Origin of the sequence: Hominimerdicola alba 8 (genome assembly GCF_000178155.2) — a bacterium.
GTDB lineage: Bacteria > Bacillota > Clostridia > Oscillospirales > Ruminococcaceae > Hominimerdicola > Hominimerdicola alba_C.
The window spans coordinates 1-17,824 of record NZ_ADKM02000032.1; the positions used below are offsets into that span (position 1 = coordinate 1).

The 17,824-nt window shown below is 44.9% G+C and carries 15 protein-coding genes; all 15 read left to right on the forward strand.

All coding sequences use genetic code 11. From position 1 onward, the window contains the following. Window positions 1-506 (forward strand): PP2C family protein-serine/threonine phosphatase (locus CUS_RS02965; protein WP_172634518.1); only part of this gene is annotated, 506 nt, incomplete at its 5' end. A 4-nt stretch (window positions 507-510) separates the two neighbouring features. After that, entirely contained in the window at window positions 511-1,587 is a 1,077-nt protein-coding gene (locus CUS_RS02970; protein ID WP_037276303.1) for a hypothetical protein, read from the forward strand. Continuing rightward, a complete protein-coding gene (locus CUS_RS02975) occupies window positions 1,580-2,872 on the forward strand; it encodes a CpaF family protein (protein WP_004167456.1) in 1,293 nt (430 codons plus the stop codon). Before CUS_RS02970 ends, CUS_RS02975 begins: the two co-directional genes overlap by 8 nt. A 72-nt stretch (window positions 2,873-2,944) precedes the next feature. Continuing rightward, window positions 2,945-3,856 (forward strand): type II secretion system F family protein, encoded by a 912-nt coding sequence (locus CUS_RS02980; protein ID WP_004167452.1) that lies wholly within the window; start codon window positions 2,945-2,947, stop codon window positions 3,854-3,856. Between the two features lie 2 nt (window positions 3,857-3,858). Beyond that, on the forward strand, window positions 3,859-4,731 hold the full coding sequence (locus tag CUS_RS02985) for a type II secretion system F family protein (protein WP_004167402.1): 873 nt from the start codon (window positions 3,859-3,861) through the stop codon (window positions 4,729-4,731). A 54-nt stretch (window positions 4,732-4,785) separates the two neighbouring features. Next, window positions 4,786-5,106 (forward strand): Flp1 family type IVb pilin, encoded by a 321-nt coding sequence (locus tag CUS_RS02990; RefSeq protein ID WP_004167438.1) that lies wholly within the window; start codon window positions 4,786-4,788, stop codon window positions 5,104-5,106. A 170-nt stretch (window positions 5,107-5,276) separates the two neighbouring features. Beyond that, window positions 5,277-6,026 carry a prepilin peptidase gene (locus tag CUS_RS18460; protein ID WP_157769493.1) on the forward strand — a complete coding sequence of 250 codons (750 nt, stop codon included), beginning with the start codon at window positions 5,277-5,279 and terminating at the stop codon, window positions 6,024-6,026. An 8-nt stretch (window positions 6,027-6,034) separates the two neighbouring features. Further along, on the forward strand, window positions 6,035-7,519 hold the full coding sequence (locus CUS_RS03000) for a WG repeat-containing protein (protein WP_002847479.1): 1,485 nt from the start codon (window positions 6,035-6,037) through the stop codon (window positions 7,517-7,519). 6 nt (window positions 7,520-7,525) lie between these two features. After that, the gene (locus CUS_RS03005) at window positions 7,526-8,227 is read left to right on the forward strand and encodes a TadE/TadG family type IV pilus assembly protein (protein WP_004167408.1); all 702 of its coding nucleotides are present in this window, start codon (window positions 7,526-7,528) and stop codon (window positions 8,225-8,227) included. A gap of 1 nt (window position 8,228) precedes the next feature. Continuing rightward, entirely contained in the window at window positions 8,229-11,834 is a 3,606-nt protein-coding gene (locus CUS_RS03010) for a hypothetical protein (RefSeq protein ID WP_004167432.1), read from the forward strand. 19 nt (window positions 11,835-11,853) lie between these two features. Next, window positions 11,854-12,576 carry a hypothetical protein gene (locus tag CUS_RS03015; protein ID WP_004167400.1) on the forward strand — a complete coding sequence of 241 codons (723 nt, stop codon included), beginning with the start codon at window positions 11,854-11,856 and terminating at the stop codon, window positions 12,574-12,576. Window positions 12,577-12,588: 12 nt separating this feature from the next. After that, a complete protein-coding gene (locus CUS_RS03020; protein WP_004167441.1) occupies window positions 12,589-13,320 on the forward strand; it encodes a PP2C family protein-serine/threonine phosphatase in 732 nt (243 codons plus the stop codon). 3 nt (window positions 13,321-13,323) lie between these two features. Beyond that, window positions 13,324-14,046 carry a PP2C family protein-serine/threonine phosphatase gene (locus CUS_RS03025; RefSeq protein WP_004167436.1) on the forward strand — a complete coding sequence of 241 codons (723 nt, stop codon included), beginning with the start codon at window positions 13,324-13,326 and terminating at the stop codon, window positions 14,044-14,046. Window positions 14,047-14,049: 3 nt separating this feature from the next. After that, on the forward strand, window positions 14,050-16,467 hold the full coding sequence (locus CUS_RS18465; protein ID WP_004167398.1) for a protein kinase domain-containing protein: 2,418 nt from the start codon (window positions 14,050-14,052) through the stop codon (window positions 16,465-16,467). Window positions 16,468-16,951: 484 nt separating this feature from the next. Continuing rightward, entirely contained in the window at window positions 16,952-17,809 is an 858-nt protein-coding gene (locus CUS_RS03035) for a fumarylacetoacetate hydrolase family protein (RefSeq protein ID WP_004167397.1), read from the forward strand. The last annotated feature ends 15 nt before the right edge of the window (window positions 17,810-17,824 follow it).

The following is a 17,824-nucleotide window of genomic DNA, read 5'->3' on the forward strand; positions in this document are numbered from 1 at the left end:
CGGTGAATTCTTTTATAACAGCTTTCGCAAATGCCAATGATACAAGGCTGGGCAGTACTTTCACATGTGTTATGGTGAGGGGAAATTACTATTATATCCTCCATATAGGCGATACCAGAGCATACAGCATAAGCAGTGAGATAAAACAGCTTACCGTTGACCATACTGTGACCCAGCGTGAGGTCGAAAAGGGCATGATAACGCCCGAAGAAGCACAGAACGATGATAGAAGACATACACTTACTAAGTGTCTTGGTCTTAAAGATCATATAAGACCTGCATTTTACACAGGCTCAATAGAAAATGACACGAAATTTCTGATATGCAGTGACGGTTTCAGGGATAAACTCAGCGAAGATGAACTTGCTGATATACTTGGGCGTGAAAAAGCATTCAAGAAAGACAGGCTTTCAAAAGCGCTGAAAAAGATCGTAAAAAACGGCAGGGCAGCGGGCGAGACCGATAATGTTTCTGCTGTTGTGATACAGGTTAGTGAGGAAAGATGATAAAATGAACATAAAAATAGCATTGATCGATAATGACAAGAACTATATCGAAAGATTTATCAATGCCTTCGGGGAATTTTATCCCCAGATAGAGATCTATTCGTTCTCAAACATTGACAAGGCGATCTCTTCATTGCAGTCAAAGCCTGTGGATGTTGTGCTGATCTCTGACGGTATATACGATATGTCAAAGGACAGGCTGAAAGAACTGTCCACAAGATCTGTCATCGTAATGGTCGAGTCAAAGGGCATCAGCATGATAGATGACTGTATGGCGGTGTGCAAATATCAGCGCGTGGATCATCTCGATCAGGTGATAATGAAGATATATTCCGAACAGTCGGGTATGATAATAAACGACAATTCTTCGGCAGGCGTGTCCAGAACGGTGACTTTCATTTCAGGTTCGGGCGGAAACGGCTGTTCTACTGCGGCGGCTGCGTATGCGGTATACCTTGCATCGCAGAAGCTGAAAGTGCTGTATCTAGACCTGCATGTTTTCGGCATGCCCGAATTGCTGTTCGAGGACGACGGCAACTACACCATGACTGACTGTATAGGCGCTGTCATAGATGAGAAGAGCAACCTCAGCACACAGCTGAAAAGTTTCGTAAGACATGATCCGTCGGGCGTGTATTTCTACCATTCCTGCCTCAAGGCGCTGGACTGGTCTGATGCAACAGCCGAGAATATACAGACAATGATAAAAAGCATAGTTGAGTCAGGCGATTATAACTATGTGATAATAGATGCCGAAAATGACTGGAATGATACCAATTCGTTCCTTGCAGAATTTTCAAACACACTGTTCGTCGTATCTGACGGTTCGACTTTTTCAAACAAAAAGGCGGCAGTAGTGTGGGATGCGGTAACGACTTATCTCAGACTCAAACACAACGATAATGTGTCGAACATGTATATGCTGTATACTTGCTTTACCGAGAACGGCAAGAAGATAAAGAGCGATGCAGTAAGGGAATATGTGACACTGCCGTATTCTTACGGTCATCACAGTGCAGGTGAACTGGTAAGGAACCTCTCTGCAAGACAGTATTGGGAGATGCAAGCAAGAAATGGATAAAATGGAAGATAAGATAGTTGAGGAAGTTCGTCAGTATATCGCAAACAATGTCACACTGACCGATTATAATGACGAACAACTCAAAGATCTGATAACTAAAATAGTTAATCAAAAGACTCAGAACGAGTACTTTTACCCGAAACAGAAAAAATCTATCGAAAACGCGGTGTTCAGTTCGATAAGAGGTCTTGGCGTGCTGGACGAGATACTTCATGATGAAACGGTAACTGAGATCATGATAAACGGACGCGAAAATATCTTCATAGAAAAAAGCGGTAAACTTCAAAAGCTGAATGCCTCCTTTGAGAGCGACAAAAGGCTTGAAGATATCATACAGAGGATAGTTGGTACTGCGGGCAGAGAAGTCAGCCTGTCAAACCCTATCGTCGATACAAGGATCATCGAGGATCCGGGTGTAGATGAATTCGGCAGACCACTGCCGAAGCCTAAAAACAGCGCGGACGGTTCCCGTGTAAACGTGGTTCTGCCGCCTATCGCACTGACAGGTCCCACGATAACCATAAGAAAGTTCTCGTCAACACCAATGACCATCGAGAAGCTGATACAGTACGGTTCGCTGACTGCCGAGATAGCCCATAAACTGGAACTGCTGGTAAAGGCGAAGTACAATATATTCATCTGCGGCGGTACAGGTTCGGGTAAGACGACATTCCTGAATGCGCTCTCAAACTACATACCAAAAGATGAGCGTATAATCACCATAGAAGACTCAGCCGAGTTGCAGATAGTCGGCGTTGAGAATATAGTAAGACTTGAAACAAGAAATGCAAACTCCTCAGGCGTTGGTGAGATAACCATGCGCGACCTGATAAAATCATCACTTCGTATGCGTCCCGAAAGGATAGTCGTAGGTGAGGTCAGAGGTGCTGAGGCGCTGGACATGCTTCAGGCGATGAACACGGGTCATGACGGTTCTCTTTCGACAGGTCACGCGAACTCCACCCACGATATGCTGAGCAGACTTGAAACGATGGTGCTCCAGGGCGCAGGCGGACTCCCGCTGGACGCCATAAGACAGCAGGTAGCATCTGCACTGGATATAATCGTCCATCTGTCAAGACTGAGAGATCATTCGAGAAAGACAATGGAGATAACGGAAGTTGTCGGCTACGAGAACGGGCAGATCAAGCTGAATCCGCTGTATGTCTTTGAAGAAGACGAGAACAGCAGACTCGAAAAGGTATCGGGCAGTCTGCGCAGGACGGAGAATAAGCTGATAAACGACTTTAAGCTGAAACTCAGCGGTATCAAGGAAGAGATCTGATCTGCTCCCTTTTCAGCTGTGCCGTGATATGCGGTATTTCTGAGCAGATGTATCATATTAAGGACGGATAAGATGGCGTTATTGAAAAAGAAAACTAAGGAAAAAGTCAAAGAAGAGCCAAAAGAGATAAAACCAAAGAAAAAGAAGAAAGAAAAAGGACCTGAGTACTGCACATCTCTGCTGAACACGCAGGTGATAAATTACCGCGAATACTATATGAGCAAACAGCAGAAGCTGCTGTTTACGGTGGTGTCGTTTATCGCAGGCGTTGCAGTGGCGTATCTGATGTACGGCGGTCTGGGCAGCGATGCTGACGGCAATCCTCGCCCCATAACCCATGTGCTGAACATTGTTATCTGCACAGCAGTCGGGTTCGGTGCTGTTAAATTCATCATACCGCTGCTTGAATCTTCTTTTAAGATAAAGCGCAGGAACGATATACGCAGGCAGTTCATGGATCTGCTGGACGCTCTGGCGGCATCGGTCGCTTCGGGCAGCAATGCGATAAAGGCGTTTGAAGCCGCAAAGGAAGACCTTGTGTTACAGTACGGCGAAGACTCCATAATAGTTCAGGAACTTACGCTGATACTTGACGGTCAGAAAAACTTTATAGATATCTCTGCCTCGCTGATAGATTTCGGCAAGCGCAGCGGCATCAAGGAGATAGAGAGTTTTGCACAGGTCTTTGAACTCTCGCATCGCAAAGGCGGCGATTTCAGTAAGGTAATAAGAGATTCCTATGAGATACTTTACAGCAAGATAAATATCGAGATGGAGATCGAAACAAAGATCGCAGCGACCAGAAATGAGTTGAACATCATGCTGGCAATGCCTTTCATACTGGTAGGTATGATGAAGTCCATGAGCCCTGACTTCGCTTACAATTTCAGGACGCCCACGGGTGCGTTAGGCATAACGGTCGGGCTGGTGATAGTAGTAATATCATATTTGCTCGGCAGAAAGATCACAAGTATCGAGGTATAAACATGGGATTATCTATAATAATGCTCCTGCTGCTGATAGCAGTATCGATAGTGATGGCATTGTGCATGATGAAGTCGGACAATTATTCGGACTATGTTGATGCCATAGATAAAAAGCAGTTCGCAGGGGCGCAGTATTACGGTATAGGATTTGCAATGATCGACCTGCTCAAGATGAATTTCAATTCTGACAGCGTTCACATGATAAAGGATCAGGCTTGCATACTTTTCGGCAGGAGATATGCTGACTTTTATGTGCGTGTCCTTTACGCGCAGACCTATACATATGTGCTGCTGCTGGTATACAGCATGCTGTTCCTTGCATGTGTCATGGGCGGCAGTGAGGGCGCACTGTTCGTGCTGCTGGCTGTAGTGTCAGGTGCAGCGATATACAAGTACTATCTGAACAGCTTCGGCTCGAAGATAGAAAAAATGAATGAAACTTACATGAGGGATTTCCCGAATGCAGTTTCTACCATAGCATTGCTGGTAAACGGCGGCATGTTCCTGCGTGAGGCTTGGAAGCAGGTCGCTATATCATCAGATGAACCATTATATGTGCAGATGCGCGGGGTGGTCGATGACATGAACAACGGTGTCAGTGAGATAGATGCGCTGTTCAGATTTGCCAACCGCTGCTCGACCAAAGAGATACGCAAGTTCTCTACAACGATAACTCAGGCTATCGAATCGGACGGCACACATCTTGCAGATACACTTATAAAACAGGCTGACCTGCTGCTGAATGAAAAGAAGCAGATGGTGCTTCAGCAGGGCGAAAAGGCTTCAAACAAGCTGATGTTCCCGATAGGTCTGATATTCATAGGTGTACTTGTAATGATAATGGTACCTATTTTGTCAAATATGAGCATGTAGCTTTGCGGCTTATGCCATATTAAATAAATATTATTTTAAGGGAGGTGTGATAACATGAACAAGTTCAACCATGCTTGCACATACGCTTTTATCCACGGAGGTTCCGCAGTTAAGAGCGCCGGCAGAAAGGTAAGAGATCGTATCAACGAGGTCAAGAACGACGAGAGCGGTATGGAAATCATCGCTGTTGTTCTGATCCTGGTAGTTGTTATTGCTCTGGCAGTAGTATTCAAGGATAATATTGCTAAGATCTTCAACAATCTCTGGGATAAGATCACAGGAACACTTAACGGCAATCCTAACGATACAGACTTCACTACCGATAAGGCTGATGAAGGCAAGAACTTCGTTGCTCTGTTTAACAACATAGCATAATACCCGAGCCACAAGCATTTTATGCAAACGGGCAGGCAGCTTGTCTGTCTGCCTGTTATTACGTAGATAAGGAGAAATGGATTCTCATGATATATATTGTTTCTGCAGGTTCAGCCCTTCTGACGACAGTATGTCTTTACCTCTATTTGTTGAAAACAGGATATTTTGTAATGAACGGTGATGCGCACGCTTCGCTGGCGGAGGAGAATATCGTACTGCCCGATACCGAAGATCCTGACGAAGAAGAGGATAATAAAGAAGTTCCTGAGGAAAATGACGCAGAAGAAGAACCTCAGAAAGAAAAGAAAGATAAGACAGAAGACGAGAAGACCGTAAAAGAAGAACTGACAGGTTTTTACACGCGCAGTCAGATAATGCTGATACTTCCGATATTTTTTATAATAACGCTTGTATCAAATTATCTTATGTATACCTACACGGTCGAGTCATCACATCCGCGACCGCTTTTCTTTGCGAAAATGGCGATAATGTGCGGCATCACAGGTGCGGCGGCACTGACAGACTTCAAGCGCCGCAAGATACCGAATGCGCTTATAGCATGCGGTGCGGTCAGCAGAGGCATCATCTATGTGCTGGAGTTTATTTTCGACCGCGATGAGATACTGTTTACGCTGAAAAATGACCTGATAGGTTTTCTGCTGGGTTTTGTGATGCTTTTTGTAGTCGCGATAATCTCAAAGGGCGGCATCGGCTACGGCGATGTAAAGCTGTTTGGTGTACTGGGCGTTATGGCAGGTTCAACGGGACTTTATATGACGCTTCTTATATCGCTCATCATAAACAGTGTGACAGCACTGGGGCTGATGGCTGCTAGAAAGAAAACTATCAAATCCACATTGCCGATGGCACCGTTCATTTATGCGGCATTTGTTGTGGTTTGTATTTTAGGTCTTTGCTGAGGTGTAAAATGAAAAGAAAAGGAATGCTGTATGCGCTTGCGATAATCGCACTTGATGTGATAGCAGTTGTAAGCGTAATAAAAGCGAATATCGACCCTACCGAGAAAGAGTATAAACTCGCGATAGAACAGGGTAAAAAGTATGAATCGCAGGAACTTTGTGACAAGGCGATAGATGAATACTACAAAGCCTGCAAGCTGATAGACAGTGAGGATCTGCGGATAAAGATAGCAGACCTTTACGAGAAAGGCTATGAAAACGGCGAGTATTCCACGCTGAACGGCAGAAACAATGTGCTGGCATCTGTCATAAGGGATTATCCCAAAAATGCAGATTGTTATGATACGCTGATAAGCTACTATGACGGCATAGCGGATTATTCAAACTGTGCAGTCTATATAAAGCAAGCCAAAGAAAATGAAGTCAGCACCAAAACGATAGAAGATTGCTATGAAAAGATAAGGCGCATGTATTCTACCACAAATGTGCCTTACGACTCCATCGAGAGTTTTGGCACATGTATGCAGGCTAAACGCCATATGAGTATGGAAGTCGAAGAGCGTGATTCCAAAGGAAATGTGATATACGAAGACAACGGATTCGGTGATAAAAGTCCAAAGACAAAGACAAAAGAGTATACAGAGTTCACATATCTCTATGATAACGGAACTATCAGTGATACGATTTCAGCGATAGACATGTCGCCGCTGGCAAGCGTAGTGACTGAGGACGGCGGCTACTATGTATACTTCTGCAAGAATTACGGCAACGATCTGATAACTATGGATAAGAGCGATGAAGTATATTCGGGCATGGTGGTAGGCGGTTCGCGAAACGGCTATGTGGGTGAAAAAAACGAGTATGAATCCTGCGGACCGTTTTCTTCGGGATTTATAGTTCTAAAGAACACCAAAACAGGCAAGTACGAACTGTTTGACAAGACAGGAAAGTCTGTCACATCCGAGCCGTATGATTTTCTCGGTTGTTTTTCAAATGACCTTATCTATGCCGAAAAAGGCGGCAAGAAGATAATAATGGATAACAACGCCGAAACGGTATTCGACAACATCGATGATGTGATACTGAAACATGGTGAAAGATGTTCGATAAGCGACAGAATGTTCGTGAAATTCAGCGGCGACAGCAAGTACACACTGGTCAACTCTAAAGAACGCACCAAGATGGACTTTCAATGTGACGATGCAGATCTGTTCCTTGACAGTGCGGCGGCGTTCAAAAAAGACGGCAAGTGGGGCTTTGTCAGAAATGATGGACTTGTTGTAATAGATCCCGAATATGAAGAAGCAAGAAGTTTCTCGAATGGCTTTGCGGCGGTCAAAAAGAACGGCAAGTGGGGCTTTATAAACAAGTCGCAGGAAATGATAATAGAACCGATATTTGAAGATGTTATGTACTTTAGCAGCAACGGTTCGGTATATGTTCGTACAGCAGAAGACGGCTGGGTAAATATCAAACTTTTTTATGTGGGGTAGATAGATATGAAAAGAATTTACACTCATCTTAAAAGTGAAGACGGAAACACCATGATCGAAGCGACATTTGTTGTGACGATAACTCTGGTGGTGCTGACTGTCATTATGATGCTCGGTTTTATATTCTATCAGGAGTCGCATCTGCAAAGTGCGGCAAACCTCACCGCGATACAGGTGGCGCGCACATATCCCGACAGGCGAAAAGACCCTGTAACAGGTTTCATCGAAGAAGGCGAACTTGGCGAGAAAGGCATTTTTGAAGGTATGTATTACCTTACAGGTGAAGGTTCGGGACGAGTAGATGAAGCAAAAGGTGTGGGCAGAGAACTGGCAAAGAAAAACCTTGAAAGAGGCAGGGTGCTGCTCTCACATACAGTGACCGAACCTGAGATAAAGATAGCGAAGAGCGGCTCGGCAATGTTCCAGAATGAAGTAATAGTTACCATAGAAGAAAGCTACTATATACCTTTTGCAGGTCTTCTGGGTGTTGAAGATGGTCTTTTAAAAAGAAAATATGTAGGCAAAGCGCAGTGTGTAGATGTGCTCGGTGCACAGAGTTACAATAAGTTTTTTGATGTTATCTTTGAAAATTTTACTTCACAGGACAATGAACTTCTAAAAAAGACTATAGAAACATTCAAAAATTTTGTAGATGCAAGAAATAATCTGTCCGAGTTTATATTCGGAAAAGAAGAAGGAGGAGAATAAAATGTTTCTGGAATTTTTTCCAAAGCATCGCAGAGTAAGCGGAACAATAAGTATAATGCTGACACTTCTGCTGCTTCCGATCTATTCTGTTTTATCGATTATTATCGAGGGTGCAAGATATCAGAGCGCCAAGCAGCAGCTCGATGAGCTGACTTATCTGGGACAGCTTGCCATACTTGCAGACTATATGGACTTCCTTGAAGAAAATTATGACCTGTATTCATTTTACAGTGCCAGTGACGCAGAGGGCAAGCAGATGCTCGATGAGTCATTCCAGTATTATGTTGAAAGTGCGACCAGTGCAGGCGGCATAGATACAACAAAGCTCAACAAACTGTTCAACCTGCCTATGGATTGTTGTACAGTAGAGGGCATGTATTCGCTGGCTGACCCTGAGATACTGAAATACCAGATAAAACAGTATGGCAAATACAGGATGCCTGCCGATATCTTGTCAGATTTTTCATTTAAAATGATTTTCGATCTGCTCGAAAGTAAGCTCGGCGGCGTAGCCAAAAAACTGTCTGTTGTAAATGCCGCATCAAAGCAGATGAAGGATGCCAGCAGCATAATGAATAATGCTAAAGCAGTATTTTCAGCTGAGGAATCACTGACTTCTAATATCAGCACATTCTCCGGCAAATATGATGAATTCCAGAATAAGAAGAGTGAGGTCACTGACTGGAATATAGATCAGGCGACCTATGATATCATCAAGAACTACACCGATGCAGATATGAATGCCCAGACGAATACAGCAAACAACCTGTACTCCAGACTGAAGAGCTGCATGAGCAGTTATCAGTCAACTGCAAACACTTATCTGAATTATGTTGAACAGATAAAAGATATCGAGTCGCAGAGCAACTGGTCAAGCGACAGCGCTAAGGTTGCTGAACATGATTCGCTTATTGAGTCGAGAGATAATGTCAAGGTCACCATCAGCGGCAGCGATGAAGGCTTTTTAGGACTGAGCGGAGAGGTCGCTTGCAGTGACCTTATCGGCGTGTTCTTCAATAAGTGCAATGAATGTATCACAAATGGTGCATTTTCAGATTTTGATCTTGATACACAGAGCGGATACAGTACTGTCATAAGCAATCTTGGAGATGCCATAAGCGAGATACAGACAAGAGCAGCGAAATACGAAAATCTTAAGAAGATACGCGCAGCTTTTGAAGCGCACAATACTATGACAGACTATGGACATACTACGCTTTATGATTCGTATAATGATTACATCACAAAACTGAAGGCTGTCACCACCGATCTTTCCAACATTGTTGAGAACGTTTATACCATGCAGGCTGCACAGCAGGCGATGGATATAGATGATCTCAATAATAAAGGCCGCGAAGCAGCAATGAAAGAAGAGGAATACAGAGAGGCGCTTGAAAATGAAAGTGAGCAGACGATCTTAAAGCTGAAGTCAGAGCAGAGGGAACTTGCGCAGAAGCGTAAGGAGGCTTATGCAAAAGCAAAAGCGGATAAAAACTACATGAAACTTGGCTCTAATATAGCTGAAAAGTTTATAAGTGAAGTTGTTGTCAGCGGTAAACTGGACGAATGGATCACCAAATATACGAAGGCGCCCGCTTATGATTCACCTGTCCTAAGTACACCTGATGATTACAATGAATTCGTGGCTGCTTGTTCAACTGCTCAGAATTACAGCGGCGAAAGAGTGCCTATACATAAGTTTGATATGTCGGCTGTAATGCCTGATGACCTTTCATCAGATGACACAGAGAACATGCAGGAAAAAATCGAAAAACTTATGGACGAAGCTGAAAAGAACAAGAGCGAAGGCAGTTCAGATGATTCAGGTTCTGACACCTACACCGAATCTGAGGAAGGCGTAGACACCAGCAATAATCTAAGTGAGAGCGAACTTGATAAAGCATTCAGTAAAATTATGAACGGTGATGACGATTTCATAGAAGAGGAATGGTTCCCCTCCGATGAAAATAAGTCATACTACCTTGATCAGCCTCAGATAATGATTCTGCTGGCATTTCTGGGCGGTACAGCAGTGGCTGAGGGTGAATTGGATAAGGGTATACTTGACCTTATAAAAATGCTTCTGAAAGCATTCAAGAAACTCAGTCCTGCTGATTGCGGACTTGACAGCCATGTCGGAGGTGCAGGTTTAGGCAATCTCGGTGAGAAGAGCAGTATCTTCCCCAGCCATAGCTATATAAACGGATTAAGGGACGTTAATACCCACAACGCTACCAGAAATACGGCTTTGGAATATGCGCAGGAAAATCTGGGCGGAAGCGGGAACAGTCTTGGTATCCAGCTAAGCGATGCCAGTGATAGTTTCTATGTACAGAACGGATACAATCAGATCGATTCGGTGATCGATGTATTTGGTCAGCTTCAGCCCGGTACGAGCATCGCCGCTCTGATGAATGCATCAGGCAAAGCGTTCGGTGCGATAGATTCATTCATGAAGAATGTCGTTACACTTAACATTATCGGTATTATTTTCTCTCTCTGGGACTTTGTACAGGGCATAATAGGTTTTGTTGAAGCGTTGATCGACTTTGTGATCGACATAATTGCTGTCATAGGTCTGTTTCACGATGGTGCAAACTCATTTTTCATTTATCTGCTTGACCAGATCTATTTAGGATATTATATCCAGGAACATTTCCACAGCAGGCAGACGACGACGGAAATTGCGGAGTATTCATTCAATCCGGGCTGCGATTATAATGGTGCAACAGGTGATGACTGCCAGGAGGCATCAATGTTCAAAGCGGCACAGATGGAATATATCATGATCGGTGATAACTGTGAGATCTCAAACCAGCGAAATACTTTCTATGCAATACTCGGTCTGCGTGTTCTTCTGAACTATTCGATGATAGATAACCATTACGCTCTCAGAAATCTGAAAGCAATACCTTATGTAGGTTTCTTAATGCCGTTCCTTGTTGACTATTTTGATAGTAAGGTAGACCTGATGTTCATGCTGAATAAGTACAAAGTGCCTCTGTTCAAGGATGATATCATGATCGTGACACTGGCTAAGGAATTCAAGAATAAGAAGAAGCGAGAGGAGCTTTTCAGTATTATCAAGTCGGCGATGGTAGATGACCTGTCATCAAACACTCGTAACGAGCGTAAGAAGAACAACAGATTTGTCTGGACAATGGAAACAGATAAGGATACAGGCAAACAGTACAGAAAGTATAAGGATAAACCCGAACTGCCCGAAGGTAAGTTCAAGGGTATGCTTGAAGAGGGTTCCGGATTAGATCTTGATTCAAAGATGATCGAGCATACAGATGATGGTAAGTGGATAGTACGTCTTGACTACGAAACTACGATCAATGTGATTCTGTTCTTCTATCCCGCAGACATGAAAGCTGTGCGAATCGCTGACCTGATACAGATGGAGGGCATGCACAAGGCGGATAAGGGAACAGGTGGCGAATATCAGGACTTCATAACAGATTCAGGCTTCAGGCTTAAGGACTGCTATACGTATGTCAACACAAAGATCGAGGCGAATTTCACACCACTGATGCCAACACTGGCTGAGGGTCAGATATTCGATAATTCAAAATTCAATAACGTGCAGATGAATGGATATTAATGGATATAGAGGTGATATAATGAAAAAAGAGAATGGTTCGCTAACTATCGAAGCCTCTATATCGCTGGTGTTTTTCGTGCTGGTCATGTTTACATTCATGGCGATAGCAAGGTTCACAACGATGCAGAACCGTGTCAAGCATTCACTTAACCAGACTGCCATAACTTTCTCTGCGCGTAATCAGTACTTAAATAATATTGGAAGTTGTGTTGAACAGCTGACTGGTGCGACTGTGGCTGAGTATAAGGATTTTCTGGATTTTTTCTCAGAGAAATTAGGTTCAGGCACGCTCGAATCAAAAGTGCCCTATACAAATGAACACATGTCGAACGATACTCTGAAATACGAGGTCGAAAAGATATTCGTTGCTGAGTTCTTCGGGCTTGATTACGAAGATGTTGAGAACAGCAGTCTTATCACAAGTGCACTTAAGAATGATAACATAACATATACCGTACCATCGCTGGACGGTAAGAGTGACAGTGAAAAAGAAGCTATATTTCTTGAAGTGCTGGAAAAAGAGGGCATCAAAGAGCTGAGTTTTGAGGGCGGATACGATGGCGGAAAGTTCATTGGTAAGCCTTCTGACGAGGACAAGGCAGCTTATCATCTCGGTGGTAATAAACAACTTTACGTCAAGCTGACCTATAAGCTGGATGTCCCGTTCTCTTTCGCAGAAGCGCTGGGTTCGACAGCTGAGCCTGAGTTTTCGGACTCGATAAAAATGACTATCTTAGAATAAGAGGTAAAAAATATGAGTCTGAACTATTCAACGCACACTCACATAGGCAGCCGTCCCGTCAACGAGGACAGCATAGATGTCGCTGAAAAAAACGGCGTTTACTGCTTTATCCTTTGTGACGGGCTGGGCGGACACGGCAAGGGTGACTTAGCATCGCAGTTCGTTGTCGGTCATCTGAAAAAAAGTTTTGCTGATGCTGTTGATGCAGATGCTTTCTGGGTCGATTCACTGGATAAGGCTCAGGAGGCGCTGATGACAGAGCAGAGCAGAGTAGGTTCAAAACTGGAGATGAAGACAACAGCCGTTGTGCTGACCATAGACGGCAACAGGGCGCGCTGCGGTCATATCGGTGATTCGCGCTGCTATCATTTCCGTAAAAACAAGCTGCTGACCCGCACAAGTGACCACAGTGTACCGCAGATGTTGGTACTGGCAGGCGAGATCAAAGAAAAGCATATCAGGAACCACCCTGACAGAAACAGACTGCTGAGAGTTATGGGCGTTGAATGGGACAGTCCGAGATACGAGTTATCAGACTGGGTGGAGATACAGGCGGGCGATGCCTTCCTGCTCTGCTCAGACGGTTTCTGGGAGCCGATAGTTGAAAAGGATATGTGCAAGCTGCTTAAAAAGAGCGACAATGCTTTGCAGTGGCTCAGCGCGATGGCTGAACGTGCTCACAAGAATGCAGAGGGGACAGATATGGATAACAATTCTGCCATAGCTGTTTGTATCACGGGATAAGCGATGGAATACACTATACGTTCATTTAAGGGTACGCGGACAGAACAGCAGGACAGAGCGGCTGTAATAGTCAAAGAAAATGGAATATTCGCAGTAGTGTGTGACGGAATGGGCGGATGCGAAAACGGAGGAACTATCTCACGGGTAGCTGTGGAAGAACTCTGTTTTCGGTTCGAGCATTCCGTCTGCTCTGATTTTATCGGGTTTATGTCAAAAGAAGCTGCCGATCTGGACAAAAAGATAGGTCGCATTTACCGCAGGCGCGGCGGCACTACGCTGCTGGCTGCCTTTGTCGATAACAGTGGAAAGCTGAGTTGGTTCTCGCTGGGTGACAGCAGGCTTTATCTTTATGGTAAAGACGGGGCAGAACAGCTGACTGAGGATCACAATTATTTCGCCAAGCTGAACAAAATGCTGGCGGAGGGCAGGATAACCGAAGAAACATACAGGCGAGAGGCTCAGCGCGGGCATGCTCTGACCAGTTTTCTGGGCGTAAACGGGCTGAGCCTTTGCTGTACGGGCGAACGTCAGATAGAGCACACAGATGTTGTGCTGCTGACATCTGACGGGCTGTATAAAGCCATAAGACCTGAGAGTTTTTGCGAGATCGTCAGGTCGGGCGGCGGACTTGAATCTGCCGCTGATAATATGCTGGGCAGTGTATGCAAAATTAAGGACAGGGCGATAGATAATACCACTTTTATATTGATCGGGATCGGGGTATGATAAATGAAACTGACAAGGTGTGACAAGATAGAAAATCATTTTTATGACAGGGAGAAGTACAGCTGTTGTCCTGACTGCTATGGCAAGGAGAATGCCAAGATAGGCAGAGCGGCAAAGATACGGTATGTCAGCAACAGTCAGCAGGGCGGCGGTGAGTCGGCGGTAAAAGGCAGCGATGCTGATGACAGGACTGTTGCTATGTATGATGAAGCTGATGACGGCAGGACTGTCGCTATGTATGGCGAAGCTGATGATGACAGAACGGTCGCTATGTACGACATTTCAGAAAACGATGAAAGCGGCGGTGACAACAGCAGTTCGATAACGCTGGAAATGTATGATGACGGCGAAACAAGTCTTTCGGAAGCTGAACGCATGCACGAAGAAGATAACGGCGAGGTGAATGAAGACTTCTCGCAGGTCGATAGGCTGAAATGCGTTGAAACTGCTGACGGCAGAAAACTCTGCGTTAACTGCTTCGGTGTGCATGACGGTATCGGCAAATGCCCGCACTGCGGCTTCAACGAGGGCGATGTACCAAAACAGCCCGACCATCTTTTTGCGGGCATGACGCTCAATTCAAGATATGTTATCGGTGAAGTGCTGGGCGCAGGCGGATTTGGTGTTTCCTACAAGGCGTGGGATATGAAGCTGGATACTGTCATTGCAGTAAAGGAATACTACCCCAGCGGCATAGTAAACCGTACTCCCGGTACCAAAGAAGTCATAATGTATGCCCGTAAGAAAGACAGAGAATATGAATTCGGCAAAGAGCGTTTTCTCAATGAAGCCCGCAATATGGCGAAATTCAACTCCGAAAAGAACATCGTAAACGTGTTTGAATTCTTTGAAGAGAACAGCACTGCCTATATCGTTATGGAATTTCTTGACGGCATTACGCTCAGTGACTATCTCCGCAGTACAGGAAAAGTCGGCGTGGAAAAAAGCATAGATGTCACAAATGCTATATGCGATGCACTGACAAAACTTCATGCAGAGGGCATAATACACAGAGATATCAGCCCCGACAACATCTTCATGTGTAAGGACGGCGGCATAAAGCTGATAGATTTCGGTACAGCGCGTTTTGCGATGGACGAAAACAAGCAGATGACCATAGTGCTGAAACCCGGTTTTGCGCCACCTGAACAGTATGAGAAAATAAACAAACAGGGTCCCTGGACTGACCTGTATGCACTGGGCGCTACGCTTTACTATATACTGACAGGCATAAAGCCTGAGGAATCCACCAACCGAAAGGTAAAGGACAGCCTGAAATATCCACACGAACTTGACCCGAAGATACCGATAAATCTCAGCAACACTATCATGAAAGCTATGGCGGTGGAAGTTTCGATGAGGTTTAAGACGGTCAAGGAGTTCACAGATGCACTGAACAAGGGCAAAAAGATACTGCCTGTACACATCGAGCGCAGGCGGCGCAAACAGAAGCGCTTTGCGGGCATCGCGGCGGCTGCCGCTGTGCTGGGTGCGGGCGCTTATTACAGCTACAGTCAGTATGATGCCGAAAAGCAGGCGAACACTCTGCCGCCCGGAAACATTACGATGTGGTACTGTAAGAGCGGTGATGAAGCGGCTGATCTGGCTGAACAGGCGGCGTATGAAGCTATCATTCAGGATTTCAGTACCAGTTTCCCCGATGTTACCATAAAGATCGAGGGATTTGAAGAAGACGAATATCTGAAAAAGCTGAGTTCGGATAAGAAACAGCCTAACCTGTATGAGTATGCGGGCAGTCTGTCGGCGGGTGTGCCGCTCGGCCTGAAAGAGGTCTATCTTTCAGAATTCGGAAAGGCTTGTTCACAGCTTGAAAAGGCAGAAAAGTGCTACGGCAGTTATGATTATCTGCCGCTTGGCTACAATGTGCCTGTAGTTTTCAGGAACACTTCGCTAGACAGCAGCAAAGATGGCAAAATAAAGAATGTATCAGCTATGGAGTCATCGGCGGAAGATGCAGATGATTACACCTTTGACAATGATGTGTTCAAGGAGATGCTGGGTGCTAAAAACAGCGCATTCTCGGAAGATGCCGAAAGCCTTTTCGTGGGCGGCGAGGCTGTCTACTATGCGACTTTTACCGACAATTATTTCCGCGTACAAAACGACCTGCCTGCACGCTACAAGGTATGCACCTGCGATGTGGACAGGATAATGTGCAGATACGACAATGTGTGGTGTGCAAACAAGCTGGATAAGAACGAGGACAAGGCAGCATTGAGGCTGCTGGAATTTATGCTCAATGAAAATGCACAGGACGAACTGCATATCCAGAACAACCTGCACAGTCTGCCGATAAACGATGGTCTGATAGAGGAATATACAGATGTCTACAATGAACTTTCGCCTGTTTTTGAGGACAGAGAAAGGTTTGTGTTCACAAAAAACGCAAAGGCGGATTAAGGAATTACATCAGGAGATAATTTATGTCAGGATAAAAAAATCATTATAAGAAAATTATTGCTTTAGTAATAGTGTTATTATTTCCGTTTTCTGCTGAAGTAACAAGTTATATGAGATTTTTGGATTAATTGACGAATGTGGTTATCCCGCTGACACACCAAAATAAACGATGTTATATTGGGAACTGAATATAGTTGGCGTTTATCTTTCCCCCCGCCTGCGGCGGGGGGAAAGATAACATCAACTCAGTATTTCCTTGTTATAAGGGTATTTTTGGGTGGTGTGCTAAAGGGATAGTCATATTGACGAATGATATTGTCTGTATTTTAAACTCTCGACCTATTGTGGTCGGGAGTTCCTTTTTTTATCTGAACTTCTGCCGATGTCACAGCCGCACTGTTTGACAGTCGATGCTTTTCATGATATAATTATACTGTTAACGTCAAAAAACGGCTTATATAGCCATCATTATCGGAGGTAAAAAATGAAACTGTATGTTATAGAAGAAAACGGCGCAGAGCGTATCTGCTGTATGGACAAAACGGGCATGCTGTGCAGGCTGAAAGATATGGGTGCCGATGTCGGTGACATGAATGAACTTATCGCGAAAATGTCGCCCGAACAGCTTGGCAGGCTTGAGATACCCGATGATGCTGAGCGTATCCCGCTTGAGAAAGTCAAACTCTGTGCGCCGATACAGCCGAAGCGTGATGTCATCTGTCTTGGTGTAAATTACAAGGAACATATCGAGGAAACTACCCATGTTGAGGATTTCCAGCATAAGGAAGCAACTGTGTATTTCTCAAAGCGTGTAAGCCGCGCAAGCGGTTGCGGCGATGTGATACCGAGTTATCATTTTGTGGACAGCCTTGACTACGAAGCAGAACTCGGCGTGATACTGGGCAAAAGTGTGAAGGATATCAGCAGGGAAGATGCGGTGTCTGCTATATTCGGCTATACAGTCATAAACGATGTGAGCGCCAGAAACCTGCAATTCAGACACAAACAGTGGTTTCGCGGTAAAAGCCTTGATGGTTACACACCGATAGGTCCCTGCATCGTCACTGCCGATGAGATAGCCGATATACAGTCGCTCAGAATAACCTGCAAGGTCAATGGCGAACTTCGACAGAACAGCAATACTTCGCTTATGATACAGCCTGTGCTTGACGCTGTTGCCGAACTTTCGCAGGGCATGACTCTCGAAGCGGGCACTGTCATCTCAACAGGTACACCCGGAGGAGTTGCGCTGGGCATGAAACCGCCTGTCTACCTTAAAAGCGGTGATGTCATCGAGTGTGAGATAGAGGGCATCGGCAGGCTTGTAAACACCGTGGGCTGATGCTTTTTGGGCATA